30 protein-coding genes are annotated in these 26414 nt (G+C 64.8%); 20 read left to right on the top strand and 10 right to left on the bottom strand.

Features of this window, described 5'->3' with window-relative positions:
• Positions 1–20 precede the first annotated feature (20 nt).
• From AB4Y40_RS39235 to AB4Y40_RS39290, 12 genes are all read left to right on the top strand, one after another.
• The gene (locus AB4Y40_RS39235) at positions 21–689 is read left to right on the top strand and encodes a response regulator (protein WP_368692433.1); all 669 of its coding nucleotides are present in this window, start codon (positions 21–23) and stop codon (positions 687–689) included.
• 187 nt (positions 690–876) lie between these two features.
• On the top strand, positions 877–1338 hold the full coding sequence (gene gspG, locus AB4Y40_RS39240) for a type II secretion system major pseudopilin GspG (RefSeq protein ID WP_368692434.1): 462 nt from the start codon (positions 877–879) through the stop codon (positions 1336–1338).
• Positions 1339–1379: 41 nt separating this feature from the next.
• A complete protein-coding gene (locus AB4Y40_RS39245) occupies positions 1380–2582 on the top strand; it encodes a type II secretion system F family protein (protein WP_368692435.1) in 1203 nt (400 codons plus the stop codon).
• Between the two features lie 18 nt (positions 2583–2600).
• Complete coding sequence (locus tag AB4Y40_RS39250; protein WP_368692436.1) at positions 2601–4325, top strand: GspE/PulE family protein; 1725 nt, start codon at positions 2601–2603, stop codon at positions 4323–4325.
• Positions 4306–5196 carry a hypothetical protein gene (locus tag AB4Y40_RS39255; protein ID WP_368692437.1) on the top strand — a complete coding sequence of 297 codons (891 nt, stop codon included), beginning with the start codon at positions 4306–4308 and terminating at the stop codon, positions 5194–5196. The genes AB4Y40_RS39250 and AB4Y40_RS39255 overlap by 20 nt, the downstream gene beginning before the upstream one ends.
• Positions 5193–5723, top strand: coding sequence for a hypothetical protein (locus AB4Y40_RS39260; RefSeq protein ID WP_368692438.1), 531 nt, complete (start codon positions 5193–5195; stop codon positions 5721–5723). Before AB4Y40_RS39255 ends, AB4Y40_RS39260 begins: the two co-directional genes overlap by 4 nt.
• A complete protein-coding gene (locus tag AB4Y40_RS39265) occupies positions 5720–6286 on the top strand; it encodes a hypothetical protein (protein WP_368692439.1) in 567 nt (188 codons plus the stop codon). Before AB4Y40_RS39260 ends, AB4Y40_RS39265 begins: the two co-directional genes overlap by 4 nt.
• A complete protein-coding gene (locus AB4Y40_RS39270) occupies positions 6283–6882 on the top strand; it encodes a hypothetical protein (RefSeq protein WP_368692440.1) in 600 nt (199 codons plus the stop codon). The genes AB4Y40_RS39265 and AB4Y40_RS39270 overlap by 4 nt, the downstream gene beginning before the upstream one ends.
• Positions 6883–9138, top strand: coding sequence for a secretin N-terminal domain-containing protein (locus AB4Y40_RS39275; RefSeq protein WP_368692441.1), 2256 nt, complete (start codon positions 6883–6885; stop codon positions 9136–9138).
• 24 nt (positions 9139–9162) lie between these two features.
• A complete protein-coding gene (locus AB4Y40_RS39280) occupies positions 9163–9690 on the top strand; it encodes a type II secretion system protein (RefSeq protein ID WP_368692458.1) in 528 nt (175 codons plus the stop codon).
• Between the two features lie 9 nt (positions 9691–9699).
• Entirely contained in the window at positions 9700–10089 is a 390-nt protein-coding gene (locus AB4Y40_RS39285) for a type IV pilin protein (protein ID WP_368692442.1), read from the top strand.
• Positions 10086–10724, top strand: coding sequence for a type II secretion system protein (locus tag AB4Y40_RS39290; protein ID WP_368692443.1), 639 nt, complete (start codon positions 10086–10088; stop codon positions 10722–10724). Before AB4Y40_RS39285 ends, AB4Y40_RS39290 begins: the two co-directional genes overlap by 4 nt.
• A 45-nt stretch (positions 10725–10769) precedes the next feature.
• Here the strand turns inward: AB4Y40_RS39290 and AB4Y40_RS39295 are convergent, their stop codons facing one another.
• The gene (locus AB4Y40_RS39295) at positions 10770–11612 is read right to left on the bottom strand and encodes an alpha/beta fold hydrolase (protein ID WP_368692444.1); all 843 of its coding nucleotides are present in this window, start codon (positions 11610–11612) and stop codon (positions 10770–10772) included.
• Between the two features lie 139 nt (positions 11613–11751).
• On the opposite strand from AB4Y40_RS39295, the gene AB4Y40_RS39300 reads away from it, so the two are divergent.
• Positions 11752–12123: a winged helix-turn-helix transcriptional regulator gene (locus AB4Y40_RS39300; RefSeq protein WP_368692445.1), complete on the top strand. Its 372-nt coding sequence runs from the start codon at positions 11752–11754 to the stop codon at positions 12121–12123.
• Between the two features lie 19 nt (positions 12124–12142).
• Here the strand turns inward: AB4Y40_RS39300 and AB4Y40_RS39305 are convergent, their stop codons facing one another.
• Positions 12143–13009 (bottom strand): LysR family transcriptional regulator, encoded by an 867-nt coding sequence (locus tag AB4Y40_RS39305; protein WP_368692446.1) that lies wholly within the window; start codon positions 13007–13009, stop codon positions 12143–12145.
• A 116-nt stretch (positions 13010–13125) separates the two neighbouring features.
• On the opposite strand from AB4Y40_RS39305, the gene AB4Y40_RS39310 reads away from it, so the two are divergent.
• Positions 13126–13737: an NIPSNAP family protein gene (locus tag AB4Y40_RS39310; protein WP_368692447.1), complete on the top strand. Its 612-nt coding sequence runs from the start codon at positions 13126–13128 to the stop codon at positions 13735–13737.
• 51 nt (positions 13738–13788) lie between these two features.
• Here the strand turns inward: AB4Y40_RS39310 and AB4Y40_RS39315 are convergent, their stop codons facing one another.
• The 3 genes from AB4Y40_RS39315 to AB4Y40_RS39325 all read right to left on the bottom strand — a co-directional run bounded on the left by AB4Y40_RS39315 (position 13789) and on the right by AB4Y40_RS39325 (position 16603).
• Positions 13789–15066 (bottom strand): SUMF1/EgtB/PvdO family nonheme iron enzyme, encoded by a 1278-nt coding sequence (locus tag AB4Y40_RS39315; protein WP_368692448.1) that lies wholly within the window; start codon positions 15064–15066, stop codon positions 13789–13791.
• Positions 15067–15200: 134 nt separating this feature from the next.
• Positions 15201–15959, bottom strand: coding sequence for a helix-turn-helix domain-containing protein (locus AB4Y40_RS39320; RefSeq protein ID WP_368692449.1), 759 nt, complete (start codon positions 15957–15959; stop codon positions 15201–15203).
• A gap of 182 nt (positions 15960–16141) precedes the next feature.
• The gene (locus AB4Y40_RS39325; protein ID WP_368692450.1) at positions 16142–16603 is read right to left on the bottom strand and encodes a universal stress protein; all 462 of its coding nucleotides are present in this window, start codon (positions 16601–16603) and stop codon (positions 16142–16144) included.
• A 326-nt stretch (positions 16604–16929) separates the two neighbouring features.
• Here AB4Y40_RS39325 and AB4Y40_RS39330 point away from each other — a divergent pair, with 326 nt between their 5' ends.
• Positions 16930–18492, top strand: a complete 1563-nt coding sequence (locus tag AB4Y40_RS39330) for an MFS transporter (RefSeq protein WP_368692459.1) — start codon at positions 16930–16932, stop codon at positions 18490–18492.
• Positions 18493–18630: 138 nt separating this feature from the next.
• Here the strand turns inward: AB4Y40_RS39330 and AB4Y40_RS39335 are convergent, their stop codons facing one another.
• On the bottom strand, positions 18631–19221 hold the full coding sequence (locus AB4Y40_RS39335) for an acyl-homoserine-lactone synthase (RefSeq protein WP_133184734.1): 591 nt from the start codon (positions 19219–19221) through the stop codon (positions 18631–18633).
• Between the two features lie 210 nt (positions 19222–19431).
• On the opposite strand from AB4Y40_RS39335, the gene AB4Y40_RS39340 reads away from it, so the two are divergent.
• Positions 19432–19704 (top strand): helix-turn-helix transcriptional regulator, encoded by a 273-nt coding sequence (locus AB4Y40_RS39340; protein ID WP_233885339.1) that lies wholly within the window; start codon positions 19432–19434, stop codon positions 19702–19704.
• Here the strand turns inward: AB4Y40_RS39340 and AB4Y40_RS39345 are convergent.
• The gene (locus AB4Y40_RS39345; RefSeq protein WP_028206371.1) at positions 19688–20392 is read right to left on the bottom strand and encodes a LuxR family transcriptional regulator; all 705 of its coding nucleotides are present in this window, start codon (positions 20390–20392) and stop codon (positions 19688–19690) included. The two genes, AB4Y40_RS39340 and AB4Y40_RS39345, sit on opposite strands and share 17 nt — an antisense overlap.
• 464 nt (positions 20393–20856) lie before the next feature.
• Complete coding sequence (locus AB4Y40_RS39350) at positions 20857–21297, bottom strand: DUF3005 domain-containing protein (RefSeq protein WP_342924729.1); 441 nt, start codon at positions 21295–21297, stop codon at positions 20857–20859.
• Positions 21298–21622: 325 nt separating this feature from the next.
• Between AB4Y40_RS39350 and AB4Y40_RS39355 the strand changes: the two genes are divergently transcribed.
• Together AB4Y40_RS39355 and epsC are read left to right on the top strand one after the other, a co-directional pair.
• A complete protein-coding gene (locus AB4Y40_RS39355; RefSeq protein ID WP_028206369.1) occupies positions 21623–21856 on the top strand; it encodes a hypothetical protein in 234 nt (77 codons plus the stop codon).
• A gap of 125 nt (positions 21857–21981) precedes the next feature.
• Positions 21982–22911, top strand: coding sequence for a serine O-acetyltransferase EpsC (epsC, locus tag AB4Y40_RS39360; RefSeq protein WP_368692451.1), 930 nt, complete (start codon positions 21982–21984; stop codon positions 22909–22911).
• 47 nt (positions 22912–22958) lie between these two features.
• On the opposite strand, the gene folE is transcribed toward epsC, so the two are convergent.
• Positions 22959–23651 carry a GTP cyclohydrolase I FolE gene (gene folE, locus AB4Y40_RS39365; RefSeq protein WP_368692452.1) on the bottom strand — a complete coding sequence of 231 codons (693 nt, stop codon included), beginning with the start codon at positions 23649–23651 and terminating at the stop codon, positions 22959–22961.
• 90 nt (positions 23652–23741) lie between these two features.
• Complete coding sequence (locus AB4Y40_RS39370) at positions 23742–24665, bottom strand: LysR family transcriptional regulator (protein WP_368692453.1); 924 nt, start codon at positions 24663–24665, stop codon at positions 23742–23744.
• A gap of 312 nt (positions 24666–24977) precedes the next feature.
• On the opposite strand from AB4Y40_RS39370, the gene AB4Y40_RS39375 reads away from it, so the two are divergent.
• Both AB4Y40_RS39375 and AB4Y40_RS39380 read left to right on the top strand, forming a co-directional pair.
• Positions 24978–25685 (top strand): 3-oxoacid CoA-transferase subunit A, encoded by a 708-nt coding sequence (locus AB4Y40_RS39375; protein ID WP_368692454.1) that lies wholly within the window; start codon positions 24978–24980, stop codon positions 25683–25685.
• Positions 25686–25702: 17 nt separating this feature from the next.
• Entirely contained in the window at positions 25703–26362 is a 660-nt protein-coding gene (locus AB4Y40_RS39380; RefSeq protein WP_042260188.1) for a 3-oxoacid CoA-transferase subunit B, read from the top strand.
• The last annotated feature ends 52 nt before the right edge of the window (positions 26363–26414 follow it).

Raw genomic sequence — 26414 nt, forward strand, 5'->3', positions numbered from 1 at the left:
TCCCGCAAGGAGCGACGAAATTGGAAAAAAGACATCGTGTGCTGATTGCCGAGGACCAGCATTTATTGCGCAGCGGCCTTTGCCGCATGGTTTCCGAACTGGACGACTACTGCATCGTCGGCGAGGCGGCCGGCGGGCTCGAAGCCCATCGCCTCGCGAGAGAGACGCTGCCCGACCTGATCCTGATGGATCTGACGATGCCCGGCGGCAGCGGCTTCGAAGCGATCGCCGCGATCAAGCGCGAGTTTCAGCGCGTCCGGATCATCGTCCTTACCGTGCACTGGAGCGAAGACCATGTGCGGGAGGCGTTCGCCGCGGGCGCCGACGGCTACGTGGTCAAAGACGCGTCGTTCGATCAACTGGTGCGGGAAATGCGCTTCGTGATGCAGGGCAAGCCCGCGGCCGGCGCGAACCGGATCAGCGGCGGGGCGCACGGATCGCAGGAGGACTTCGCCCACAAGGCGCAGCTGTGGAACGCGTTGACGGGCCGCGAACGCACGGTGTTGCGGCTCGTGGTGGAAGGGCACACCAACCGTCAGGTCGGCGAGTGCCTGAGTCTCAGCCCCAAGACCATCGAAAAGCATCGCGCGAACCTGATGCGCAAGCTCGGCATCAGGAACCTGAACGGCCTCGTGCGCATTGCGATCGACATGGGCGTGCTGTCGTTGCCCGACGACGAGCATGTGTGAAATCCCTCCAGACGGGATCGTGCAACTGGAGGGTCTTTACCCATGTCTTTGGACGGCACTCCCTACTTCTTGCCCGTATCGACCTGAACAAGAATGCATGCAACGGCTTCAGCGGCGCTGAAGCGGTGAGTCGATACAGGGGGGAGCCGTGCATAGCGAATCGACCTCTATCCAACGCGGTGTGCGGATGCCCGAGTCAGCGGCGCCGCGGCGTTGCGCCGGTTTTGCGGCACCGGCACGCACGTATGCGCGCCGCGGCTTCACGCTGCTCGAACTGCTCGTCGTGATGGTCATCATCGGCTTGCTGGCCGGTCTCGTGGCGCCCCGATATTTCGAACAGGTCGGCAAGTCGAACGTCAAGATCGCGCGAGCGCAGATCGTGTCGCTCGGCCAGGCGCTCGATCAATACCGGCTCGACGTCGGCGCCTATCCGACGACCGAAGAAGGCCTGGAGGCGCTGGTGGAGAAGCCGCAGAATGCCACGCGCTGGAGCGGGCCATATCTGCAGAAGGCGGTGCCCGTGGACCCGTGGGATCGCGCATACCAGTATCGTTCGCCGGGCGACCACGGCGATTACGACCTGTATTCGCTCGGCAAGAACGGACGCGGTGACGGCACGGGCGAGAACGTCACGATCTCGTCGTGGTAGGGGCGCGCGCCGCGGGTGAGTTGTCTGCAAGGAGAGTCGACGTGAAGTACGTGCTGCGTGTCTTCGATACGAATGGCTCGGTCCAGACGCTTCGCCTCGACAGCGAAACGCCCGCGGCGGCCACGGCACTCGCGCGTTCCCGCGGTCTGCGCGTCGTCTCGGTGCGCGCCGAGGGCGGCCGGCGGCGGCAACGTGCGAACCGGCTGGGGCTTCCCGGCGGCCGGTTCAACGTCGAACTCTTTGCGCGCGAGCTCGCCGCGCTGCTCGATGCGGGCGTAGGTGTCGTCGACGCGTTGCGCACGCTTGGCGGCAACGAGCGCCGCGAGGCGTCGGCGCAAGTGTATCGCGACCTCCTGCGCCAGCTCGAGGAAGGGCACTCGCTGTCCGCGGCGCTCGAGCACGCAAGCCATATCTTCCCGCTGGTGCTGGTGGCGTGCGTGAAGGCGAGCGAGCAGACCGGCGGCCTCGCCGACAGCCTCACACGCTACTCGCGCAACAGCGCGACGCTCCACGAACTGCGTGCACGCGTGGTGTCCGCGGCGATCTATCCGACGGTCCTGCTGTTCGTCGGCGCGGCGGTCGTCCTGTTCCTGCTCGGTTTCGTGGTGCCGCGCTTCGCGAGCCTGCTCGAACACAGCGGGCGCGAGCTGCCCTTGCTGTCGCGCATGCTGATGGCCTGGGGCGGGTTGGTGCACGCGCACGGGTCCGGGCTGTCCGTGAGCGTCGCGGTGCTGGCCGTGGCGACGGGCTTCGCATTGCGCCGCCCGTTCGTGCGCAACTGGATCGCCGACCGCATGCTGGCGCTGCCCGGTATCGGACAACACTTCCGCGTGTTTCGCCAGTCGCAGTTCTATCGCACGACGGCCATGCTCGTCGACGGCGGCATTCCCGCCGTGAAGGCCTTCGACCTCGCGCAGGGCCTGGTCGGACGAGCGGACCAGACGGCGCTCGCGGGTGCACTGCACCAGGTGCGCAACGGCGCGAAGGTTTCGGACGCGTTTCAGGAGGCGGGGCTCGCCAACGCGATCGCGTACCGCCTGTTGACGGTCGCGGAGAAGACGGGTGGTCTCGGCCCCGTGCTCGACCGCATCGCGGCGTTCCAGGAGGCGCAGGTGTCGCGCACGATCGATCTGATTTCGCGCTTGATCGAGCCCGCCATGATGATCTTCATCGGCGTGGTGATAGGCGGGATCGTGGTGCTGATGTACATGCCGATTTTCGAAATTGCCTCGAGCATTCAGTAGACCGAATTGGGGAAGCACGTGGATACCCTCATCGCCCAGCCGGATGGCACACCAGCCGAAGCGCGCGCAGACCTGCGCGACGCACTGAGAGCGCTGGGCGAGCGGCATGGTTCCGGCATTCGCGCGCTCGAGGAGTTGATGGCGCAAACCTCGCTCAGCGCGGAAGAACTGCGCGTGCAACTGGCCGCGCTGTTCCGCATGAAGTCGATCGCCATGCGCGAGCTGAATCGGCTCGAACCGGACTTCGAAGTGATTTCGTTTGTCGAAGCGGCGACTCGCCTGTGCGTCTGCTTCCACGATCCCGATGCCAGCCACGCGCGGCTGTTCGCGATTGCCGATCCGCTCGATGCGCGCACGCGCGGCTGGGTCGAGCACCGGATGCGCGCGCAGCCGGGCGTGCCGTATAGCTGGGCGCTCGCGAGCGCGGGAGACATCAACGCGTATCTGACCGTGCGCGAAAAGGACGTGCGCGCGATGGACTCGCTCGCGTTCGACGACCCGGTCCAGAACACGGTCGATCCAGCCTCGCTGGCGTTGACGCTGCAGGGCATCAGCAGCGACGACAGTCCTGTGGTCAGACTGCTCAACTCGACGATCTACGACGCGCTCAAGATGATGGCGAGCGACATTCACCTCGAATGCCGCGCGAACGGGCTGATGATCAAGTGCCGCGTGGACGGCGTGCTCGCCGTGGTCGGCCGTGCCGAGGGCCGCGATGTCGCGGACCAGGTGCTCTCGCGCGTGAAGGTGATCTCCGAGCTCGACATCGCCGAGCGGCGCGTGCCGCAGGATGGCCGTTTCAAGGCGCAGTACGCGGGGCGTGAAATCGACTTCCGCGTGTCGATCATGCCGAACCAGTTCGGCGAGGACGCGGTGCTGCGGATCCTCGACCGCTATCAGCTTTCGCAGTCGGCGGGCGGCCTGACGCTCGAGGCGCTCGGCTTTCAGGAGGCCGATACGCGCTTCATGCGCAAGCTCGCGTCGATGCCGTACGGCATGCTGCTCGTCACGGGGCCGACCGGCAGCGGCAAGACGACGACGCTCTACGCGATCCTCACGGAAATCAACAACGGTCTCGAGAAGATCGTGACGATCGAGGATCCGGTCGAATACCAGCTGGGCGAAATCCTGCAGATCCCGGTCAACGAGGCGAAAGGGCTCACGTTCGCCCGCGGGCTGCGCTCGATTCTGCGGCACGACCCGGACAAGATCATGGTCGGGGAAATCCGCGATCCGGAAACGGCGCAGATCGCCGTGCAGGCCGCATTGACCGGGCACCAGGTGTTCACGACCGTGCACGCGAACAACGTGTTCGACGTGATCGGCCGTTTCACCAACATGGAGGTCGATCCGTACAGCTTCGTCTCCGCGCTCAATGGCGTGGTGGCGCAGCGCCTGTTGCGGCAATGCTGCCCGGACTGCGTGACCGAAGACCGGGTGGACACGGAAACGCTCATCCGCTCGGGCATCGACCCGGACGCGGCGGGCAGCTACCTCTTTCGCCGCGGCGCCGGCTGCGGCGCATGCCGCGGCAGCGGCTATCGCGGACGGCGCGCGATCGCCGAGGCCCTGCGCATGAACGACGAGCTGCGGCAACTGCTGTCGGAGCGCGCGCCGCTCGGTCACATCAAGGCCGCAGCGATGCGCTACGGCATGCAGACACTGCGCGTCGCCGCGATCGAACTGGTGAAGCGCGGCGAAACGACTCTCGAGGAGATCAATCGTGTCACGATGGTCGAATAGTCCCGTTGCGATCGGAGTCGGCACACGCGAGATCGTCGTCGGCGTACGCGCGCCCGGACTCTGGCGCCCGCGCAAGCACCTGCCGCCTGCGGAGCCGGCCAGCTTCACGATCCCTGATGACCAGTACGGCACAGAGACGGGCTTGCTCGACGCGCTGCGCGCGGCGCTCGTCGCCACGCCCGGCGCCGATGCCGGTGATGCGGATGAACCGGCGCGCCGCGAGGCGAAGCCGGCGACGCGCAACGCACACGTGGTGCTGGACGACTTCTGGGGCATCCACGCGATATTGCGCGGCGACTTTCGCACGCTGCGAGCGCGCGAGCTCGAAGAAGTCGCGCTGGCCCATTTCACCGACACCTATGGGGTCGACGGCGCAACGCTGCTGGTGCGCTTCTGCGTGCAGCAGGGCGGACGCGCGCTGTTCGCGAGCGCCATGTCCCGCGCGCTTCATGACGGCATTCATGAAGTCGGTGCGTCCGGACATGTGCGGATTGCGCGCCTGAAACTGGGTCTGCCCGAAATGCTCAATTGCATCGACGTGGCGGCGGGCGGCGACGCACTGCTGATGTTCGTCGCCGAGGAGTTGATGCAGGCCGTCATGATCGAGCGGCGCGGCTGGGCCGCCTACGATGCGCAGCGCCTGTTTCCCGGCGATGCGGCCAATGCGTCCCGGCTTGCCGAACTGGCCGAGCAGCTGTTCGAACGCTCGGCGACGCGAGCGGGCCTCAAGCGGGAGGACTGCACGATCTATCTGTTCGGCAACGACACCGACTTGGCGCCGTTCGAGGCGCGTTTTGCGGCCGCGATACGGCCGGCCCAGCCGGCGACGGACAACTCGCCCGCGCGCCGGCTGATGGAGTATGCGCAATGATCCAGGTCCTCGACATCGACTTCGGCAGGCGGCGCGCACGCAGTGGGACGAGCGGCCTGATCCTGCTGTGCGTCGCGGCTCTGCTGCTGCTCGGATGCGGTGCGCGGCTCTGGCGTGCGTATGCCGAGAACGATCGCGTGCAGGCGCAACTCGACGCCGTGCGGCACCGGACGTTCGCGCAGCGACACGCGGTAACGCCGCCGCTCACACCGGCTGCCAGGCAGGCGGAAAAGCAGAGCCTGTCGATCCTTCGCGAACTGACCGTACCGTGGCAGGACCTCTTTTCGATCGTGGAAGATTATCCGGACCATGACGTCGCGCTGATCGGCATCGACCAGAACCCCGCGCAGAGCCAGATTCGTATCACCGCCGAAGCGAAGAATACCGACGCGATGATCGCGTACCTGAAGTATCTGCAGACGAGCGTGCTGCTGCGCGAAGCGGTGCTCAACGACCATCTGGTCGAGAACAACGTGCCGGGCAAGCCGGTTCGTTTCCAGATCACCGCCGTCTGGAGGAAGTCATGAATGCGGATCTGTTGCGCGACCGGCTGCTGACACTGCGATTCGAGCTGCGGCGTCTGTTCGGCCTGGCTGGATTAATCGGTATCCTGATGATTGGTGCCGCGGCCCTCATGTGTGCCGAGATTGCCAGCGTGGAAGCCGATACGAAGGAGATGCAGACCCCGGGGCATGTCGTCGAGGCGGCAAAGACGCGCCATGCAGTCGGCAAGCACGATGCGGAGGCCGACGCAGTAGCGCTCGCGGCCTTGCCAGAACTGTTCCCGCACTTTTCGCAAAGTGCGGATGATATCGCGTCCATATTCGAGCAGGCGCGCGGCAGCAACCTGACACTCGGGTCTGCCGAGTACCAGGTGAGCACGGATGCGGGCGCGCGCTACACGCGCTATCAGGTGATGCTGCCGGTCAAGGATCAGTACAGCGCGATCCGGCATTTTCTCGCCTTGGTGCTCAACAACGTGCCGAATGCAGCGCTGCGGGAAATCCACGTGGAACGTCCCGCGGTGGACGGCAATATTCTCGATGCGCGGGTGCGCTTCGAACTCATTTACCGGAGCGCCCAGCCATGAAACCCGCTCTGCCCATGCGTGTGCTGCTGGTGATTTGCGCAATCGCGGCCGCCGGGGCAGGGTATCGCGTGCTGGTCGCGGCACGCCAGATGCCGGCGCAGGCCGCCGCGCTCGACAGTCCGCATCGCAACGACACGCACGCGCGGCCGGATGCCAGGCGCCACACGCACGCGTCCGAGGCGGCCGCGAAGGCTGCGGGACCGGCGACCGCGTCTGCGGCGCAGGCCTCGGCGACGTCGGCGGCCCATGCGAAGCTCGTCTCGTTGCGCACGCCGCTTTCCCTCGAATCGGCCCACGATCCCTTCACGGCGTCTTCGTGGCTTCCGCCGCCGCCCGTCGAAGTGCCGGCCGCGCCGGTGCAGCCCCCGCCGCCCACCGCGCCTCCCGTGCCGTTCGCCTACGTGGGGCAGCTCGATGCCAAGGCGGCGAAGCCGCAGGTCTTTCTCAGCAACGGAGACCAGTTGCTGATCGTGTCGCCGGGCGACCTGATCGACAACCAGTACCGCGTCGAGTCGGTGTCGGAGTCCGACGTCGTGCTGACCTATTTACCGCTGCACGAAAGACAGGTGGTCGCCATTCCACGAGAGGACAAGTAAATGAAAACCTCACGCACTCGGGGTGCGGGCCGCGACTCAGGCAGCGGCCCGGCAACACGCCTCGCGCCAGTCATCCGGTTCCCTGTTCCGTGCCCGGACGCGATGCGGGTCGCGAGACGACGCGCGCTTGCCGTCGCCGTGTCCGTGCTCGCCTTTAGCGGCTGCATGCACGTCCCGAACGTTCATGACGATCCGACCGACGCCCAGGCGAAGGTCGACTATCTGAACCAGCGCAACGCCCAGGTCAACACGCTGCTCGACCAGGCCGATCAGTACCGCAAGAACTATCAGTTTGACGAAGCGATCCGCAATCTCTTCCAGGCGTACGACATCGATCCGACCAACGAGCGCATCCGCAAGATCGGCTTGCAGATCGATCAGGACCGCAAGGACCTGGCCATTCTGCAGGAGGCCGAACGCATGATGAAGCGCGGCGCGTATGCGCAGGCGGCGGAGCGGGTGCACCGCGTGCTGGTGGAGAACCCCACCAACACCCTCGCGCAGCAGATGCAGACCGAGCTCAACGCCAAACTCAGTCAGCAGCGGGCGGATCGCGACGACAAGCTGGCGGCTTCGTCGATCATGCAGAAGCCCGTGACGCTGCAGTTTCGCGACGCGAACGTGCGCATGGTGTTCGAGGCGCTGTCGCGCACTACCGGATTGAACGTGATCTTCGACCGCGACGTCCGCGCCGATCTGAAGACGACGATCTTCGTGACGAACGCGTCGGTGCAGGACACGGTCGACATGATCCTGATGCAGAATCAGCTCGACAAGAAGCAGCTCAACGCGAACACGCTGTTTATTTATCCCGCCACGCCCGCCAAGCAGCTCGAATATCAGGAACTCAAGGTGCGCACGTTCCAGTTGTCGAACGTCGACGCCAAGCAGATCCAGCAGTTGCTCAAGAGCATTCTGAAGGTCAAGGAAGTCGTGATCGACGAGCGTGCGAATACCGTGACGGTTCGCGGCACACCCGACACGATCAAGGTGGCCGAGGAGATGATCGCCGCGCAGGATTTGCCGGATCCCGAGGTGATGATGGAAGTCGAGGTGCTGGAAGTGTCGCACGAGCGCCTCACCGATCTGGGTATCGACTGGCCCAACTCGTTCACGATGTCGACCCCGAGCACCGCGACGACATGGGGCCTGCTGCATCATCTGACGATCAATGAACTGAATGTCAGCAGCCTCTCGGCCACGGCGAACTTCAAGCTCACCGATACCGACGCGAACCTGCTTGCGAGCCCGCGCATCAGGACGCGCAACAACGAGAAGGCGCGCATCATGATTGGCGATAAGGTGCCGGTGATTTCGAGTTCCAGTACGCCGAGCACGAGCGGCCCGTCTTATACGCAAATGATTCAGTACCTCGACGTCGGCATCAAGCTCGAGGTGCAGCCACGCGTCTATCGCGATGGCGACGTCGGCATCCAGCTGAATCTCGAAGTCAGCAACATCACGAATACGATTTCGAGCAGCAATTCGAACGGCCTGAATTCGCTCGCCTATCAGATCGGAACGCGCAGCGCCTCGACGAGTCTGCGCCTGCGTGATGGCGAAACCCAGATTCTCGGCGGCCTCATCTCGGACGAAGACCGCAGGAATGCCAACAAGGTGCCCGGTCTTGGCCAGTTGCCGGTGCTGGGGAGGCTGTTCTCCAACCACCAGGGCGACCACGTCAAGACGGAGATCGTGTTGCAGATCACACCGCACATCGTCCGGCCGCAGCTTGCCGCCGATGCGGATACGCAGGAGTTGTGGTCGGGCACCGACGTCAACGTGCACGCCGACCAACTGCGGCTGGACCCCGTTGTGGCGAACGCGGCAACGTCCATGGCGCCTGCGGTGAAGCCGATGCCGGGCATGGTCGGCGGCGGCACGGTTGGCGGCGCGTCGTCGCGAGGCGGCGCCGAGGCGTACCCCGCGCTGCCGTCGCCATCGAACGGCGCGTTCGGACAGATGGCGCCGCCGCCGCGCACGACGCCGCCACCCGAACCATATGGCGGACGCTTCTCGCGAACGCCCACGCCGCAAGCGGCTCCCGCGCCGCAGTCCGGCCAGGGCGCGGCGCCCGCACCAGCCGAACCAACGGCCGCGGAGCAGACGGGCGGCGAAGCGGCGGCCGCCGCGGCACCGCCGCCCGCGCCGCCGCCCGCAGCGCCTGCGCCCCCCGCACCGCCGCCGATGCTGACGATGCCGCCCGGCACCATGCCGAGCGATAACCCGCTTCGCCCGGTCGAGGGTGGGTACTGAGCCGTGGCTACCGGAACGAGCACGATGCGTTTGCGCGCCGCACGTCATCTCGATCAGCGTGGATTTACGCTGATCGAGATGGTGATCACGCTCGCGCTCGTCGGCATTCTCGCGCTCGCCATCATGCCGTTTTCGGAGCTGATGGTGCAGCGCCAAAAGGAACTGCAGCTGAGCGACGCATTGCGCGAGATCCGTACCGCGCTCGACGCCTACAAGGAGGCGAGCGATACCGGTCTCATCGACAAGGATGCCGAAGCGTCCGGCTACCCGCCGACGTTGAGCGTGCTCGTGACGGGCGTGAAGAACGCGAGAGACCCGAAAGGCGGACTGCTGATGTTCCTGCGTCACGTGCCGCGCGATCCTTTCTTTAGCGGCGACCCCGACACGCTCGCCGAGGATACGTGGAGCGTGCGGTCGTATGGCGAGCCGCCGGATCCGGCGGCGGGTGGCGACCCGGGCATGAGCAGCGAACAGGCTGGCAAGGACGTGTTCGACGTGTCGTCGAAATCCGATCGCGTCGGCATTAACGGCATCCCGTACAAACAATGGTGACGATGCATCATGAAACCCGCTCGCACGCACAAGGCCCGCGGCTTCACGCTGATCGAACTCGTCGTCGTGATGGCCATCATCGGCCTGCTTCTGACCATCGCGGTGCCGCGCTACATGCACAGCATCGAACGCGGCAAGGAGCAGGTCAGGCAGCAGAATGTCGCCGTGATGCGCAATGCGATCGATCAGTACTACGGAGACAACGGCCAGTATCCCGAGACGCTCGACGAACTGGTGGCGAAGCATTACTTGCGCGCCGTCCCGGTCGATCCGGTCAATGGCGACGACAGATGGGCGGTGATCGCTTCGCCGGACGAAAACAAGCCGGGCGTCTACGACGTGGCGCCGGCGAGTGCGCCTCAGGGAGCACCGCCGCGCGCGGATGGGAGCCCCAAATGAGCCCCGCGGCCGGCACGCCGCGCGTCGCCTCGCGCGCGAAAGCGCGGGCGCGGCGACGCTCGCGGCCGCGTGCCGCGCGTGCGGGTGGGCTCGTGCTGCTGACGCTCCTGATTGCGCTGATGCTGATGTCGATTGCGTTGGCGGGGGCGCTCGACGTGTGGTCGCTGCAACGCCGCCGCGAGCAGGAGAAGCAACTGCTGTTCGCCGGCAACCAGTACCGGCTGGCAATTCTGCGGTACTACCGCGTCGGCCGGGCGTATCCCGCATCGGTCGATGAACTGCTCGACGACAGACGGTTTCCCAAGCCCTTGCATCATCTGCGTTTCGCCTATCCGGATCCGGTCACGGGCAAGAACGACTGGGTGCCGATGCTGCAGGGCGATCGCTTCTACGGCGTCTTCAGCCCGTCAGAGGAGGCCACGATCAAGCGCGCGGGATTTCCGCGGCAATACGAGGATTTCGAGGGCGCGGAGACCTATGACGGGTGGAAGTTCCTGTTTCTGGCCCCGGGCCTGCGAACCACACAGAGCAATGCTGGCGGCCTCGCCGCGCCCAGCAAATCGACCAGCTTTCCTGCGCTGTCTGGCTTCGATGGCGGCTTCCTGCCGGGGCAGCGGGTGCCCGGGTCACGGTAGCCGCCCTCGACACTTGAAGGCTTTACCTTTGCAAATGATGATCGGTTAAAGCGAATCGATCCATGAAGCCACGGCGGCGTTCACGTCGTCCGGGCGGTCCTGCATGATCCAGTGACCCGCGTCGGACCAGGCTTGCACTCTCGATTTTGGGTGGGAGAACCACGCCTGCATGCTATCGGCCTGGACTGGGTCGACACACAGGTGATAGAAGGGGACGGGCAAGCCAGCGCAGAATCTCGCGCTCGCGTCCCCGATGCCGATCTGTTCGTCGCCGAAGAACAAAGGGGCGAAGGACTCGCGAATGACGTGTAGCGGCATGGCTTGCAGCCGGCTCGCGTGCCGACGCTTGTGAGCCGGATCGGTCGCGGGCCCGTAGACGCGCTCGAACAACGCGGCGACGACGGCGCGAGGATCGCCGGCGTTCAGTTCATGCGCCGTTTTCTCGAAGACTTCAGCGGCATCGCCCGAAAATCCGAGTGCGCCGTCAACGGAGACGACGGCGCTGACCAGATCGGGCCGGCGTGCCGCGAGACGCGCTGCGATCTGGCCGCCCATCGAATGTCCCACGACGATGAAGCGCTCGTTCGGGTAGCGCGTCGCAATCAGCGTCTCGATGTCGGTAACATAGTCGTTCGGCGAATAAGCGCCGGACGGCGGAACCTCGGACGCGCCGTGCCCGCGCAGGTCGACGGCGACGACGTGATACCTGCTCGCGAAGAAGGGCAATTGCCCGCTCCAATCCTGGGAGTCGCAGGTCCAGCCGTGCAAAAACATCACGTTCGTTCCTGTGCCGCGGTCTGTGAAAGAGAGTCGTGCCGTGGATGCGTTCGTTGGGATGGCGAAATCGGCTGCGTCGAGTAATGCCGAACTGCTCGGGCCTGCTTCCATTCTCTATTCTCCGTGGTGATCGAGCAGCGCCATTCAGGCTCCGGACTCGAACCAATCTGCGTGATACTCATGGTATACGTTGGAGATCTACGGTCAATTACGCACCGCGAAGTGCGTAGATATACAGGAGGATATCTGCATGGCTTGCGAGGTTGACGCGGTATTCTTTGCGGACTGTGCCGCGCGTTCGTTTTTCGATCAGGTGGCCAACAAGTGGTCGGTGATGATCCTGACGCTGCTCACGGAGAGGCCGACACGGTTCAATGAAATCAAGCGGCGCCTGGAGGGCGTCACGCACAAGGCGCTCACGCAGGCACTGCGGCGTCTCGAACGCAATGGTCTGATTGCGCGCGAAGTGATCAATGCTTCGCCGGTGGCGGTCGAATATTCGATTACCGAATTGGGGCGCACGCTGCAAGTGCCGTTTGGTGCCGTCTATGACTGGTCGATCAAGCATCTGGACGAGATTGAGCACGCCCGGGATGCCTATGATCAACGGGAAGGTCAGTGAAGTCGATTCAACAGGATGCCTAAGAATCCGCGAAATGCGGTTCGCGCCCGACACATTCCACCAGAAACCCCATCACGGCCTTGACGGCCGGCGTGCGACGGAGGTCGGGATAGGTCACGAGCCAAAGCGGCGTTGCCGGCGGCGCCGCTCCGCCGCCGACCCTGACCAGTGCCGTGTCGCCATCGCCGATCATCGTCGGCAGGAGCGCGACGCCCACACCGTTGCGAGCCGCCGCCTGCTGGCCGATCACATCGCCTGTTTCGAATACGATGGGGCGCCCGTCGAGATAGGCGCGCAGCCAGCGCTGATGACTCACATGGTCCAGTGACGCGTCATAGGCGATGAACTCCCATTGCCCTGCGGGGCGCGCGGCGTAGTCATGGCTGGCATACAAGCCGAAGCGGATCGCTCCGATCCGCCGTGTGACCAGACTGGCCTCCCTGGGTTCGACCATGCGGATGGCAATGTCGGCGACGCCGCGATCTAGTGGTGCGATGCCGGCGGCGCCTTCCATGACGATCTTCACCGTTGGGTTGGCTTCGCGAAACGCGCGCATGTGCTGCGCGATGCAATGGCTGCCGAGAGTCGGCGGCACGCTGATGCGCACCGTCCCGGACAACGAGGCGGAAGCGCGCAATGCGTAGGCCTCGATCGCCAGCGCGCCTTCGGCCATCGGTGCGGCCAGCGCGGCGATCGCCTTGCCGTCCTCGGTCAGGCGAACGCTGCGAGGCAGGCGATAAACGAGCTTCAACCCGAGTGCCGTCTCCAGTGACGCGACTCGCCGCCCGATGGTCGCATGTTCGACCGACAGCGCGCCCGCGGCGCCGGAGAGCGTCCCCACGCGCGCGAGCACGACAAGGTAGCGTAGATCCTGCCAGTCGAACATGGCGATTTCCAGACAGAGTGTGTGAGAAAAGAGGGAATTCTCTTCTGAATGGGCCCAGTTTAAGCTCGTTGGTCAAGGACGTCAGAAGGGGCGTTCATGGACTCAGGAGATTCGCTATGCATTACGAACTAACTACGCTGTCGTCCCACATTCTGAAGCTTCCCCAGGTGATCGAAAATGCGCAGGCGTGGCTCGATCGTCCGGTGGCCACGGGCCGCAGGCTCGGGATCTGGACCTCGGAAAACGGCCAGCTCGGAAGTGTGCGCGTGCTGCGCGGCTTCGCCGATGCGGAAGAACTGGCAGAGGAACGATACCGCGAGTTGCACCATCCCGATCCGTTCGGGGCCGCCAGCAGCGCCTGTACTTTCGAGAGCGAGAGCTACGCCGGTTTTCCGTTTCTCCCGGCCGTCGAGCCGGGAGTGTTCGGCAAGTACTACGAGTTCCGCACCTACTGGCTGAAGCCAGGCGGACTGACGCCGACCCTCGAGGCATGGGAGGCGGCAATGCCCGAGCGTTCAAAACGGTCGCCGCTGACGCTCAACATGTATGCGCTCGATGGCGCGCCGCGCATCACGCACATCTGGCCTTGGAACAGCCTCGACGAGCGCATCGCGATTCGCGCTAAATCGTATGCCGACGGCATCTGGCCGCCGAAGGGCGGACCGGAGCAATTCCACGAAGCGACTTCCACGATCTGGATTCCGACCGTCGACTCGCCGCTTCGTTGACTTCGTCCGGTAGCTTGCCGATCGCGCACTGCCGCGTGTTCGGTTTGCGAGTCAATTGCGCACGCAGCGAAATCCCGCATAAACATACTGATAACGCGGCTGAAACCAGTTGCGGAACGTCGGCCGCAGCATGCATTGGGCCGTGCGCGGCGAGCCGCCTTTCATTGCGTAGTGCTGACCGTCGAAGAAGTTGGCCGAATACCCTTCATAGAACGGGAACGCCTTGAAGCCCGGCAGCGGGCCAAAGAGCGTGGAGGTCCATTCCCAGCCATTGCCGTACAGGCCTTCCACGCCCCACGTGCTGGCGCTGTCCGGCGTGGCGTCGACGGCCACGGGGTTCCAGTCGCGGAAATCGAAGTTGTCGCTGCGGCCGGGCAGCGCGCCGTGCGCCGCGCGCTGCCACTGCGCCTCGCTCGGCAGCGCCATGCCGCGCCAGCGCGCAAAGGCGCTGGCCTCGGCGTGGCTCACGTACACGGGCCACGCAAGCGGCAATGCGATGTCTTCGAACATCGTGCGCAGCGTCCAGCCTTCGGGGCCGCGCGACCAGAACACGGGGTGCGCCACGCGTGCGCTTTCCTTCCAGGCCCAGTCTGCGTCGTTCCAGAGTTCGCGCCTGTCGTAGCCGCCGTCCTCGATGAATTCGAGAAACGCGCCGTTCGTGACCATGTAGCGGTCGATCTCGAAGGCCGGCACGTCGACCTGCTGCTCGCCGAACTCGTTGTCCCAGCCGAACACGCCACGCTCGGCGGTCATGCCGAGTTCCGTGCGGCCCGCGGGCACCTGCACCGTTCCGGCCTTGACCGTACGGAGCGGGTCGGCGCGCGCGCCCGCAGCGGCGGGCGCCTGCTTTTGCTCGAACGGCAGCTGGTGGAGCATGTAGGCGAGCGTTTCGACGTGCATGAGCCGATGTTCGATCGCGACGTTCAGCAACTGCCCCGGCGTGTCGTGATTCGAGGCGCCGGGCGGCAGGTCGAGCGTGGAGAGCTGCGCGTCGATGCGGCTGCGTGCGTCGCGTCCGTAGGCCAGGACTTCGGCGAGGTCGGGCCAGTCGGCGCGCACGTCGGTCGGCAGGCCGCCATCGACAGGATCGATGCCGAACGCGAACAGCTGGTCGAGGCGCGCATCGGCGGAGGGCAGGTCGAACAGGCGCTTGTCGAAGAGGTTACGGTCAAATGCTTCCAGATGACCGATATAGAACACGATGCGGTGGCGCTCGCGAATGGGCCGCTCGTACAGAAACTCGGGTTTGACGACGTTGAAGAGCGCGTCGCTGGCGCCGCGCGCCGCTTCGAGGCGGGCCGCGAGCGTGGGGGATTGCGGGAGATGCATTTCGGCCATTCTCCTTGCGTGGGCGTAGTACGAAACTTTAACCCTGCGCAGGAGTTGTGCCAACGGCGTTGCCGCGCCAGCGAGGTGCGGCGCCGGCACCCCGGGCAGGCCGCCCGCCCGGGGTTTGGCGCGAATTACAGATGCCGCAGACCTTCGATATCGATGATACGGATCAGCTTGCCCTGTGCGTCGATCAGGCCGCGCTTTTGAAATCTCGACAGGGTGCGGCTCACCGTTTCGAGCGTCATGCCGAGATAGCTGCCCATGTCCTCGCGCGTCATGCGCAGGTTGAACTCCGCATGCGAATAGCCGCGCTGGCCGTTGCGTTCGGAAACGTCGAGCAGGAACGCGGCGACGCGTTCGTCGGCGGAGAGCGAGCCGAGCACCATCATTTGCGACGATTCGCGGATCAGCTGCTCGCTCATGAGGCGGTGCAGCCGGTCCTGCATGGCGCCGGTTTCGCGGCACAAATGCTTGAGGGCCGAGTAGGGGATGAGGCAGACCGAGCTGTCTTCGAGCGCCACGGCGCTGCAGGTGTGGAAGCCGGTGCTGATGCCGTCGAGGCCGAGCGGGTCGCCGGCCAGACGCAGGCCGGTGACCTGCTCGCGGCCGTCGCGGTGCGCCATGACCGTCTTGAGCGAGCCGGAGCGCGCGACGTAGAGGTTGTCGAATGTGTCGCCGGCGCGATACAGGGCTTCGCCGCGCCGCACACTGCGCGCGGAGCAGATCAAGGCTTCGAGCTTGGGCAGGTCGTCGAGCGTGAGGCCCTGGGGCATGCACAGATGCCGCATGGCGCACACCGAACAGCGCGTGGACGTGCGCGGCGCCGTCGTCAGGGGCGTGCGATTGCTGCGGCGCACGGTGGTTTGAGACGTGACGGTATGGTTCAGCATGGACAATGCTCCTTTGATTTCTGTCCAGGCATTGTCTACCGGGGTCGAATCTCAGATTAGTGGCAAAGCGACGCGCATTTAAGATGAATCGTTTTGAGGCTTGTCACAAGCCGCTCACGCGGCGTCTGACGGCGCGCAAGCGACTTTCCAATAACGCGCAAAACAGCCTGCCCCCAGTGCGACTACTGCCCGGCATTTCCGGCGGCCGACGGGATCAGGAGGACGGGCAGCGTGGACTGCCGCACGCACCGTTCGGCAACGCTGCCGAGGATGAGGCGCTGGAAGCCCCGGCGGCCGTGCGTGCCCATCACGATCAGGTCGGCGCCCGCGGTCTTCGCGGCGTTGAGCACGAGCGTCGGCACGTCGTCGAGCGAGGAGGCTTCGCCCGTGACCATGGCGCCTTGCACGCCACGCTCGCCCATCGCCTTGTCCATTTCTTCCGCGAGTTCGTTGCCCTGCGCGATCATCTGGTTGCGCAGGATCGACGGGTCGTAGCCGGGCGCGTCGAAATACATGGGCGTGTTCTCGATCACGTAATACGGCTGCAGCGTCGCGCCCGTTGCCTTGGCCAGGTCGAGCGCGGCTTCGAAGGCGCGGCGCGAGGTGGCGCTGCCGTCGACGGCGACAAGGATGCGTGTGTACATAAGACCTCCTCTTTGCGTGGGATCGAGAATCGCGCGGCCCCGGGCGATGCTGCGACGAGGCGGGCGCGGCGTGTCGTGACTGGCGAGAAGCTTAATGGATCGCAGGTCAACGCGCAGCCGGACTGTATGAAATGTGGAAGGTGCAGGAAGGAAGATCAAGTGGGTTGCGTCGGAATACCACAGCGCCGCCTGGTTTCGTTTGCTATGTCGTTATGTTGCACGCGCACCGGCATACCGCTATCGTTGCCTCTTTTTCGCTCCGCGCAGTCTTCCCTCCCGTGAAACCTTCCTCTGCTCACCTGCCGTTTCGCGACGCGCTGCTGGCCATGCTCGGCATCGGCCTCGTCAACATGCTCGTCGCACTCGATCAAACCGTCGTCAGCACCGCTTTGCCCTCGATCGTCGCCGAACTGCACGGTTTCGAGTTCTACGCGTGGATCGCGAGCGCCTACCTGCTGGCCTCGGTCGTGACGGTGCCCGTGTTCGGCCGGCTCGGCGACTACTTTGGCCGCAAGCGCTTCGTGATCGCCGCGGTGATCGTGTTCACGGTGGCCTCCGTGCTGTGCGGCCTTGCGACCGACATGCGTTTTCTGGCGGCGGCGCGCGCGCTGCAGGGCGTTGGCGGCGGGATGATGGTGGGCACGGCGTTCGCCTCGATTCCCGATCTCTTCCCCGATCCGCGCGCGCGGGTGCGCTGGCAGGTCGTCATGGCGGCCGCCTACGGCATCGGCACGGCGGCGGGACCTTCGCTGGGCGGCTGGCTCAGCGAGCACTTTGGCTGGCGCTCGACCTTTCTCGTCAATCTGCCGGTGGGCGCGCTTGCACTTTATTTCATCTGGGCGCATCTGCCGCGCTACCAGCCGGCGCGTACCGGCGAGGTGCGCATCGACTGGACGGGCGCCGCGCTCGTCGCACTGGTGCTGGGCGGCTTCCAGACCCTGATCGAGGCGGTGCCCAAAAGCGGCCTGACGGCCGGCAACGGCGTGCTCGCGCTGGCGGTACTCGCCGGCGCGGCGGCGCTGCTGGCCTGCGAGCGCCGCGCGACGCACCCGATCATCCCGCTCGACCTGTTTCGCGACCCGCAGCTCGTCACGTTGTTCACGCTCTCGACGCTTTCGGGCTTCGTGATGTTCTCGCTGATCTTTTTCGCGCCGCTCCTGCTGCAGGGCGGGTTCGGGCTGTCGCCCCAGGAGGCGGGCCTGCTCGCCACGCCGATCGCCGCCTGTATCGCGCTAGGCAGCCTGATCAACACGCGCATCGTGATCCGGCTGCGCAAGCCCACGACGATTCTCACCGTCGGCTTCAGCCTGCTGGTCGCGGCTTCCGCGGGTCTTGCCTTCGCGTCCCGGCAAACGGCGCATCTCTGGCTCGAGCTGGCGATGTCGGCGGTGGGTATCGGGCTCGGCTTCATCCTCAACAACCTGAATATCTTCGGCCAGGAGATTGCCGGGCGGGAGCGTTTCGGCATCACGACCGCCTTGCTGCAATCCACGCGCATGGTGGGCGGCATGCTCGGCACCAGCGTCGTGGCGACCATCGTCAACCATCGCTATGCGGCCGGAGTGGGGGACGCGCTGGTGGTGATCGGCGCGCCGCTGCAACAGCGCTGGCAACCCCAGCTCGCCGATCCGCGCGTGCTGATCGACCCGTCGCTGCGCGAGGGTCTCGTTGCGCAGATGAAGGCGGCGGGCCTCGACGGCGCGGCGCTGATCGATGCGGTGCGCCACGTACTGGTCGACGCGATCCATCTGGGGATCGGCCTGACGGGCTGCGCGGCGCTCGTGGCGGCCCTGTGCGTGGGGAGGATTTCCCACATCCGCTTTAGCCGCAGCGCCTCGGCGGCGCCGAAAAGTGCGGAAGTGCGCGCCGACGAGGTCAAGGCCGATTAGGGGCGACCGCGTTCGGGTGTAGGCAGTCTGCGCAGGTTTTCGGGTTTGATTTGTCTGACAAAAACAACACATGCCTGGCTGAGCGAGCACGGCCGCGGCGCCCAGCCAGCGCGTATCTGTCCCTGCGCGGCGTCGCCCTCAGGCGGCGTGGGCCATCGCCCCGAACAGCGCGTGGTGCGTTTGCTGGCTCATCGCGATTTCCAGCGCGACGGCATTTTCCACGCCAATGCGCATCGGCGCGCCGAGCCGCGTCAGCTCGATGCCCGTGCGGCGCAGCAGGCGCTCCATTGGCGTCGTGGTCACCGTCACATAGCTGTTGATGCCCGCCCGGTCGGCGAACGAGACGACCGCGCGCATCGCGCTCATGGTCACATCGGCGAAGCCGAATGCCTGGTCGTTGCCCGACTCGATGGCGAAGCGGCTCAGTTCCCAGATGTTGCGGGACGTAGGCGCAGCCTTGCCCTGCAGCAGTTGCGGGAAGGTGTCGCGCAGCATGTTGGGGCCTTCGGTGGGCATCAGGCGCCAGCAGCCGCGCACGTGGCCCGCGCCGTCCTGAATCAGCATGTAATGGGGCCCGAGCGCGTCGTAGCCGTCGATTTCCATCCCCGCAATGGTGGGAATGTCCCAGCCCAGGCGGTCGCGGAACACGCGCGCGCGCAGCCGGTACATCTCGTTGATGTCCTCGTTGTCGAAGTCCTGTCTCAGTCCGATCCGTATCGCAGCTTGCATGACAACTCTCCCGATTTGTGTGGAGGCGCGGCAGTACGGTTCGAAAGCTATGCGTTATGAATATAAAAAAACACCTATCTAGATAGGTAGGTGCGCAGATGGGGCCTCTTAAGGAGAATCACTTCCGCGGCAGTCACTCATCAGGCATATCTGACAGCGAGAGTCATCATGGAACTTATGGGCAATCAATGGCACTCGGGTGCGAATACCATGTCGTCCCCCGGGGATCTGTCCTCGGTCGTCGACCGCGTCCTGATCATTGCGTATCGGAAGAAGAAGAAAGAAAGCCAGCGCCGCTTCTGGGCGCGTTTCGGCGTGACGCAGTCGCGCGGCAGCCGGTTCGAGTCGGGCGCGGAGATTCCGCCGCCGGTGTCGATTCTGCTCGGGCTGTATTTCAACAAGACAATTTCGGACGGCGACCTTGGCCGTGCCGAGCGCGTGTTGCGCGGCGAAGCACCGATGGTGCTTAGCCCGGGTCAATAAGACCCATCTGGGTCGCAATCACGGCTGCCGCTCGCCGTGAGTTCACGCCGAACTTCCCGCGAATGTTCTTCATGTGGAAGTTCACGACGGCCTCAGAACAATTCAGGATGTGAGAAATTTCCCAGGTGGACTTGCCTAGCGCAGTCCACTTGAGGCATTCCTTTTCCCGAGGCGTGAGCTTGGGTATCAGCGACTGAACGTGGTCGTTCAGGTGCCGCTGGCTCGTGTCCAGCACGAGATCGCGCAGCAGGACGAGATTCGGCAACGCGCGGTTCACGTCGTCCCAGAACTTGTCCGTGGGATTCGCGTCGTTGACGAAGCAGAGCATGCCGATTTCCTGGCGCGGGCCATGGATCGGCAGGGTGATGCCTGCGCGCAGGCCGTACGAGCGGGCCTCCTCATACATCGATTGTTGCTGCTCGGTCGCGAACAACTCCGGCGACCAGATGAGCGGCGCCGAACGCGTGGTGCAATGCGACACGGTCGGGTCGAAGTAGGCCATGCCGTGGTCGTTGTACGTCTGCCGCCAGGCGGCCGAGTAGTTCGTGCGGATGAACGCATCCTCGAGCCTCATGCCCGGGCGCGGCAAGATAGCCAGCATGAGCTGGCTGAATCCCCACGAGCTGGCGAGCTTCGCCACCGCGTCGAACCACGCTGCCTCTTCGGGCGCGTCGAGCACGGGCGACATCTGCTCAATAAAATGTAGAGGCACGTTCAACACTCTCCATCAGCGCTGGGCGAGATCGCGGGGCAAGCCCTCAGACACTCGCTCCTCGCTTCTTATGATGTAAGAATTTATCACTAAATTCCTATCTGATCCCCCCTCGTCTGCAATCCTCCCGCTTTGCTGGGGTCATTTCTGTCAGATTTCGGTGACATCGGAGAGAATTCTGCGTCTCCTGAACAAGCGCGCCTGCACGAAAAAAGTGCATTGCGCCGGAGCCGAAATAAAGCCAGACGGCATTTCGAAAGCGGCAAAAGCGTGCAACTCACCGGGATAATGCTAGCGATTTATCGGCTTTCATTAATTTTCAGGCTTTTCATTTCGAGTTTTAACTGCACTCGACTGGATACTGTCCGTATCCGCCATTGCTGCGATATCGCCTGGATAATCGCAAACGATTCGCCGCATGGTGAGCGGCGAACCGTTGTTCAGGGCTTGCGCTGCAACTCGATCACGCGTGTCGGTCGCAGGTGGTTGACCGCGAAGTGCAGGCGCCCCGGGCTGCGGCGCACGCCTGCTTCGCGCGCGGCGTTGCGCTGCCACTCGGCGTCTTCGGGCTCTTCGGGCGCACTCATGCCGAGGTCGACGGCCTCGTAGCCGGACTCCAGCGCGATCGGCAGCCGGTGCACGCCCTTGCGGCTGTCGAAACCCGCCAGGCCGTCATCGGCTTCGGCCACGCTGTTGACGAGCGTCGCGTTGCTGGTCGTCACCTCGTCGGGGCCGATCCAGCCTTCGCCCGCCAGGCGCGCCGCCTCGCGGTTCTTGCCGTCGGTGTCGACCGAACTGTCGTGCGTGCGGTCGTTGTGGAGTTCGGCGCTGCGCGGCCGCGACGGCGACGCGCTCACATCTCCCACCTTCGCTGTTTGCATGTCGTCGGGACGATTCATGATGCTTCCTCCTTGGAAGATCTGGGTGCCTGCGTTCAGCAGGCCATTCCGCAAGCGCCGTTCCGCTGCAGCGCCGCACCCTTGAATCGGGGTGAAAAGCTAGCCGGTTCGCCAGGAGAACGCCTCCAGCGATGTTGCATTTTTTTCGTTGGTTTGGGCTTTTTCCCAGGAGTATGATCCTCTTTCAACGAGTTGGCGCGCTTTCGATTAATGGGCCGGGCGAGGGCTCATGCTGTGGCTTTGCCGCACGATCCTGAATGCACGCGCCAAATAAAATGGACGAGGCAGTCAGGGGCGGGTGACACACATGCACTTCGACGCTGCATTTACGCATCGTGGCTATTTGCTGAATTGCGCACCGGCGCGTGCCGGTGACGGCACGTATCAACCGTATGTGGTGATTTCGCGCTCGAGCGACGGCGAACTCGTTGCCAACCGATTTTTCCCTGCCGAATTGCGCTTTTCCGATGAGGCGGCCGCCATCGCCCATGCGCGCGACTGGGCCGTGCGCTGGATCGACGCGAGCACGGTCACGCTCTGAACGCGCGCGCCCCGCGGGCCTGGCCCGGCTCCGCGGACGCTTCGGCGAACTCCGGCAAAACGCGGTAATCTCTGGGGTCGATACACTCACTCCCGCACGGCCCCTGCGTCCGCTGCCGCATCACCATGTCCAAAGCTGCTTCCCCCGACTGGGGTCTCGAACAGATCGTCGCCGACCTGCGTGCGTCGCGTGAAGAGCGGCACCGCACGCGCCATCCGCTCGGCATCCGCGAACTGCCGTCACGCGACGCGGTCGTCAACATCGTGGCCGGCCTGCGCGCCGCGCTCTTTCCCACGCATTACGGCGCGCCCGACCTGACCGACGAGAGCATCGACTACTACGTGGGCCATACGCTCGACAGCACCTTGCGGCTGCTCGCCGAGCAGATTCGCCGCGCGCTGCGCTTCCTGCCGGAAAGCTCGCAGGCGAGCGACGACGAACTGCGCGCGCGCGCATTCGAGGTGGCACGCGAGTTCGGCCGGCAACTGCCCGATATTCGCGCGCTGCTCGTGAGCGACATTCAGGCGGCGTTCACGGGCGACCCGGCCGCGCAGCACATCACCGAGATCCTGCTGTGCTACCCGGGCGTGTGGGCCATGACGCATCATCGGCTCGCGCATGCGCTGCACCGTCTCGGCGTGCCGCTGCTCGCGCGCTTCATCAACGAGATCGCGCATTCGGCAACGGGCATCGACATTCACCCGGGCGCGCAGATCGGTTCGAGCTTCTTCATCGACCACGGCACGGGCGTCGTGATCGGCGAGACGGCGATCATCGGCGAGCGCGTGCGTGTATATCAGGCCGTCACGCTCGGTGCGAAGAGCTTCGCGGCCGACCTCGACGGTACGCTCGTGAAGGGCAATGCGCGCCATCCGATCGTCGAGGACGACGTGGTGATCTACGCCGGCGCGACGATCCTCGGCCGCGTGACGATCGGGCGCGGCTCGGTGATTGGCGGGAACGTGTGGCTCACGCATAGCGTGCCGCCGGGCAGCAGTGTGCGCCAGGGCAAGATTCGCGAGATCGAGCGGGGCGACGAAAGTCCGCTCAAGTGAGGAGGGGAACGGGACACGCCGTCCCGTTCTTTGTCTGTGCGCTCCGATCAAGTATTCGAGACGCTCATCGCGCTCGGATTGCCGACGATCGCGAGAAACTCGCGGCGCGTGGAAGGATCGGTGCGGAACGTGCCGAGCATGCGCGACGTCACCATCGCCACACCGGCCTTGTGCACGCCGCGCGTAGACATGCATTGATGCGCCGCTTCGAGTATCACGCCCACGCCCTTGGGCTGGAGGATTTCATTGAGCGTGTCGGCGATCTGTGCGGTCATCTTCTCCTGGATCTGCAGACGCTTCGCGAACGCGTCGACGAGACGCGCGAGCTTCGAGATGCCCACCACGCGATGCTCGGGCAAATACGCCACGTGCGCGCGCCCGATGATCGGCACCATGTGATGCTCGCAGTAGCTCTCGAAGCGGATGTCCTTCAACACGATCATTTCGTCGTAGCCGTCCACCTCAGAGAAGGTGCGTGACAGGATTTCGCGCGGATCGACCTCATAGCCCGCGAAGAATTCCTCATAGGCGCGCACGACGCGACCCGGCGTATCGAGCAGCCCTTCGCGAGCGGGATCGTCACCGGCCCAGCGCAACAGCACGCGTACCGCGTCCTCGGCTTCGGCGCGTGACGGGCGCGCGACGGTCGTGCTCGCTGCGCTCTTGCGTTGCTTCGCGGCTTGGGTCGTACCTTGCTTCGCGCTTTGCTTCGATTTCCCGGCCTTTTTTTCTTCGCTCATGCATGGGCTCCTGTCAGGTGGGAGTACGCCGCTTTGGCGTGCACCACGAGCGCCCATTGTTTCATGTTTTGCCGTGCTTGGCGCGAGGGGTCATTTGGGCCATTCGTCCATGGCGTCGTTGAACAGTTCCGCCACGATGCTGCGCAGCCATTCGCCACGCGGCGCATTGTGATACTTGCGATGCCAGTGCTGCTTGAGATCGAAACGCGGCAACTGCAGCGGCGGCTCGACGAGCGTGATCGATGCATGCTCGGACACATAGGCGAAGCCGATGGCATGCGGCACGGTCGCGATGAGATCGGAGCGCGTGAGAATGAACGGCAGGCTCATGAAGTGAGGCGTTTCGAGCACGGCGCGGCGGCGCATGCGCCTTTTCTCCAGATACTGCTCCAGCACTTCCTGGCTGCGTCCCTCGGCGCGCACGACGGCATGGCCCATGGCGAGAAACTGCTCGATCGTCATGGCTTTGCCCGCGAGCGGATGCCCGCTGCGCATCATGCAGATGAAGCGGTGCGTGAAGAGGCGCTGTTGGAAAAAGTTGTTGCCGCCGAGGTCGGGGAAGTAACCGACCGCGAGATCGATGTCGCCCGATTCGAGACCGCGCTCGACCTGGCCAGGCGGCAGCGACACCGAACGCAGGTTCGCGTTGGGCGCGCGTTCGGCGAACACCTGCAGGAGACGCGGTAGAAACACGATCTCGCCGACGTCGGAAAGCGCGATGGAGAACGTATGCGTGCTCGTGGCGGGATCGAAGTCCTGCGCCTGCAGCATGCCTTTCTCGATGCGCACCAGCGCGTCGCGCGCGGCGGGAATCAGGCCGAGCGCGCGCGGCGTGGGCTCCATGCCGCGCGAGGTGCGCACGAAGAGCGGGTCGCCGAAGAACTCGCGCAGCTTGCCGAGCGCCGTGCTCGCGCGCGGCTGGCTGACGCCGAGCCGTTCGGCGGCGCGGCTCACGTTGCGCGTCTCCTCCATGGCCACGAGAAAGGGGATGAGATTCAGATCGAGGTCTTGCATGGAGGCGAGGGCGGCGGCGCTGACTATGTCGAAATCGGATAAAGACTAGTCGATGAATCGGAATTCCGGATATTGGGGTATGTGCCCACGAGCGTGCCTGGCCTGAAGGAGGGGCAGCGCGTGCGTTCCGGCGCTTGCCAGCGCCGACATGAAGTAGATTGCCTGTGTGGGTAGACCCGCCTTGACAAGCGCTTGAATCCACTCCGATAATGCGCTGGACGTTCGCTAAACGAATCAGTGTTCGTATATAGAACTTTTTCGCGATCGAGTGACGTGGACCTTCCGCGATGCGCATCGCTTTCAGGAACAGGCATGATCAACAAGATTTTCGACTCCCTTCAAGCCGCCGTGGCCGATGTGCATGACGGCGCCACGGTGATGATCGGCGGCTTCGGCACGGCCGGTATGCCCGCCGAACTGATCGACGCGCTCATCGAGCAGGGCGCGCGCGACCTCACCATCGTCAACAACAACGCGGGCAACGGCGACATCGGTCTTGCCGCGCTGCTCAACGCGAAGCGTGTGCGCAAGATCATTTGCTCGTTCCCGCGCCAGACCGACTCGTATGTGTTCGACGCGCTCTATCGCGCCGGCGAAATCGAGCTCGAACTCGTGCCGCAAGGCAATCTGGCCGAGCGCATCCGCGCCGCCGGCGCCGGCATTGGCGGCTTCTTCACGCCCACGGGCTACGGCACGAAGCTGGCCGAAGGCAAGGAAACGCGCCTGATCGACGGCCGTCACTATGTGCTCGAAGCGCCGCTGCACGCCGACTTCGCGCTCATCAAGGCGTACAAGGGCGATCGCTGGGGCAACCTCGTCTATCGCAAGACCGCGCGCAACTTCGGCCCGATCATGGCGAGCGCGGCGAAGGTCGCCATCGCGCAGGTTTCGGAGGTCGTCGAACTCGGTCAGCTCGATCCGGAAAACATCGTGACGCCCGGCATTTTCGTGCAACGCGTCGTGGCAGTGCCGCAAGCGGCGCATCAAGCGCACGCCGACCAAAGCGGCCAGGCAGCCTGAAGGAACGGAGAGAGGCAATGAAACGACTGAATCGCGATGAAATGGCCAAGCGCGTGGCCGCGGACATTCCCGAAGGCGCGTATGTGAATCTCGGCATCGGCGTGCCCACGCTGGTGGCCAATCACCTCGATCCGAGCAAGGAAATCTTCCTGCACAGCGAGAACGGCCTGCTCGGCATGGGCCCGGCGCCCGCGCCCGGCGAAGAAGACGACGAGCTCATCAACGCGGGCAAGCAGCACGTCACGCTGCTCACCGGCGGCGCCTTCTTCCACCACGCCGACTCGTTCGCGATGATGCGCGGCGGCCACCTCGACTACTGCGTGCTCGGCGCGTTCCAGGTGTCGGTCAATGGCGACCTCGCGAACTGGCACACCGGCGCGCCCGACGCGATTCCGGCCGTGGGCGGCGCGATGGACCTCGCACTCGGCGCCAAGCAGGTGTTCGTGATGATGGAACTGCTCACCAAGCAAGGCGAAAGCAAGCTCGTGAGCGAATGCTCGTACCCGGTGACGGGCGTGGGCTGCGTGGGCCGCATCTATACCGACCTCGCGGCGTTCGACGTCACGCCCGAAGGCCTCGCCGTGCGCGAGATCTATTCGGACATCGATTTCGACGCGCTGCAGAAGCTCGCCGGCGTGCCGCTGATCGACGCGACGCAAAACCGTCGCGCAGCGTAAACTGTCTGTAGACGTGCGCATCGTTCGCATGTGAGTGGCGGGGGGGGGGGGG

Origin of the sequence: Paraburkholderia sp. EG287B (assembly GCF_040965595.1) — a bacterium.
Classification (GTDB): Bacteria; Pseudomonadota; Gammaproteobacteria; order Burkholderiales; family Burkholderiaceae; genus Paraburkholderia.

Coding starts and splice junctions, on each gene's coding strand:
- AB4Y40_RS39305 (WP_368692446.1), bottom strand. CDS start 13,009: ATGTTCGACTGGCAGGATCTACGCTACCTTGTCGTGCTCGCGCGCGTG.
- AB4Y40_RS39375 (WP_368692454.1), top strand. CDS start 24,978: ATGATCAACAAGATTTTCGACTCCCTTCAAGCCGCCGTGGCCGATGTG.
- AB4Y40_RS39280 (WP_368692458.1), top strand. CDS start 9,163: ATGCGTTTGCGCGCCGCACGTCATCTCGATCAGCGTGGATTTACGCTG.
- AB4Y40_RS39295 (WP_368692444.1), bottom strand. CDS start 11,612: ATGGAAGCAGGCCCGAGCAGTTCGGCATTACTCGACGCAGCCGATTTC.
- AB4Y40_RS39290 (WP_368692443.1), top strand. CDS start 10,086: ATGAGCCCCGCGGCCGGCACGCCGCGCGTCGCCTCGCGCGCGAAAGCG.
- AB4Y40_RS39345 (WP_028206371.1), bottom strand. CDS start 20,392: ATGTCGCCCGTGCTCGACGCGCCCGAAGAGGCAGCGTGGTTCGACGCG.
- AB4Y40_RS39310 (WP_368692447.1), top strand. CDS start 13,126: ATGCATTACGAACTAACTACGCTGTCGTCCCACATTCTGAAGCTTCCC.
- folE (WP_368692452.1), bottom strand. CDS start 23,651: ATGAGCGAAGAAAAAAAGGCCGGGAAATCGAAGCAAAGCGCGAAGCAA.
- AB4Y40_RS39275 (WP_368692441.1), top strand. CDS start 6,883: ATGAAAACCTCACGCACTCGGGGTGCGGGCCGCGACTCAGGCAGCGGC.
- AB4Y40_RS39355 (WP_028206369.1), top strand. CDS start 21,623: ATGCACTTCGACGCTGCATTTACGCATCGTGGCTATTTGCTGAATTGC.
- AB4Y40_RS39300 (WP_368692445.1), top strand. CDS start 11,752: ATGGCTTGCGAGGTTGACGCGGTATTCTTTGCGGACTGTGCCGCGCGT.
- gspG (WP_368692434.1), top strand. CDS start 877: ATGCCCGAGTCAGCGGCGCCGCGGCGTTGCGCCGGTTTTGCGGCACCG.
- AB4Y40_RS39350 (WP_342924729.1), bottom strand. CDS start 21,297: ATGCAAACAGCGAAGGTGGGAGATGTGAGCGCGTCGCCGTCGCGGCCG.
- AB4Y40_RS39320 (WP_368692449.1), bottom strand. CDS start 15,959: ATGCTGAACCATACCGTCACGTCTCAAACCACCGTGCGCCGCAGCAAT.
- AB4Y40_RS39370 (WP_368692453.1), bottom strand. CDS start 24,665: ATGCAAGACCTCGATCTGAATCTCATCCCCTTTCTCGTGGCCATGGAG.
- AB4Y40_RS39285 (WP_368692442.1), top strand. CDS start 9,700: ATGAAACCCGCTCGCACGCACAAGGCCCGCGGCTTCACGCTGATCGAA.
- epsC (WP_368692451.1), top strand. CDS start 21,982: ATGTCCAAAGCTGCTTCCCCCGACTGGGGTCTCGAACAGATCGTCGCC.
- AB4Y40_RS39380 (WP_042260188.1), top strand. CDS start 25,703: ATGAAACGACTGAATCGCGATGAAATGGCCAAGCGCGTGGCCGCGGAC.
- AB4Y40_RS39330 (WP_368692459.1), top strand. CDS start 16,930: ATGCTCGGCATCGGCCTCGTCAACATGCTCGTCGCACTCGATCAAACC.
- AB4Y40_RS39265 (WP_368692439.1), top strand. CDS start 5,720: ATGAATGCGGATCTGTTGCGCGACCGGCTGCTGACACTGCGATTCGAG.
- AB4Y40_RS39340 (WP_233885339.1), top strand. CDS start 19,432: ATGTCGTCCCCCGGGGATCTGTCCTCGGTCGTCGACCGCGTCCTGATC.
- AB4Y40_RS39315 (WP_368692448.1), bottom strand. CDS start 15,066: ATGCATCTCCCGCAATCCCCCACGCTCGCGGCCCGCCTCGAAGCGGCG.
- AB4Y40_RS39335 (WP_133184734.1), bottom strand. CDS start 19,221: ATGCAAGCTGCGATACGGATCGGACTGAGACAGGACTTCGACAACGAG.
- AB4Y40_RS39325 (WP_368692450.1), bottom strand. CDS start 16,603: ATGTACACACGCATCCTTGTCGCCGTCGACGGCAGCGCCACCTCGCGC.
- AB4Y40_RS39270 (WP_368692440.1), top strand. CDS start 6,283: ATGAAACCCGCTCTGCCCATGCGTGTGCTGCTGGTGATTTGCGCAATC.
- AB4Y40_RS39260 (WP_368692438.1), top strand. CDS start 5,193: ATGATCCAGGTCCTCGACATCGACTTCGGCAGGCGGCGCGCACGCAGT.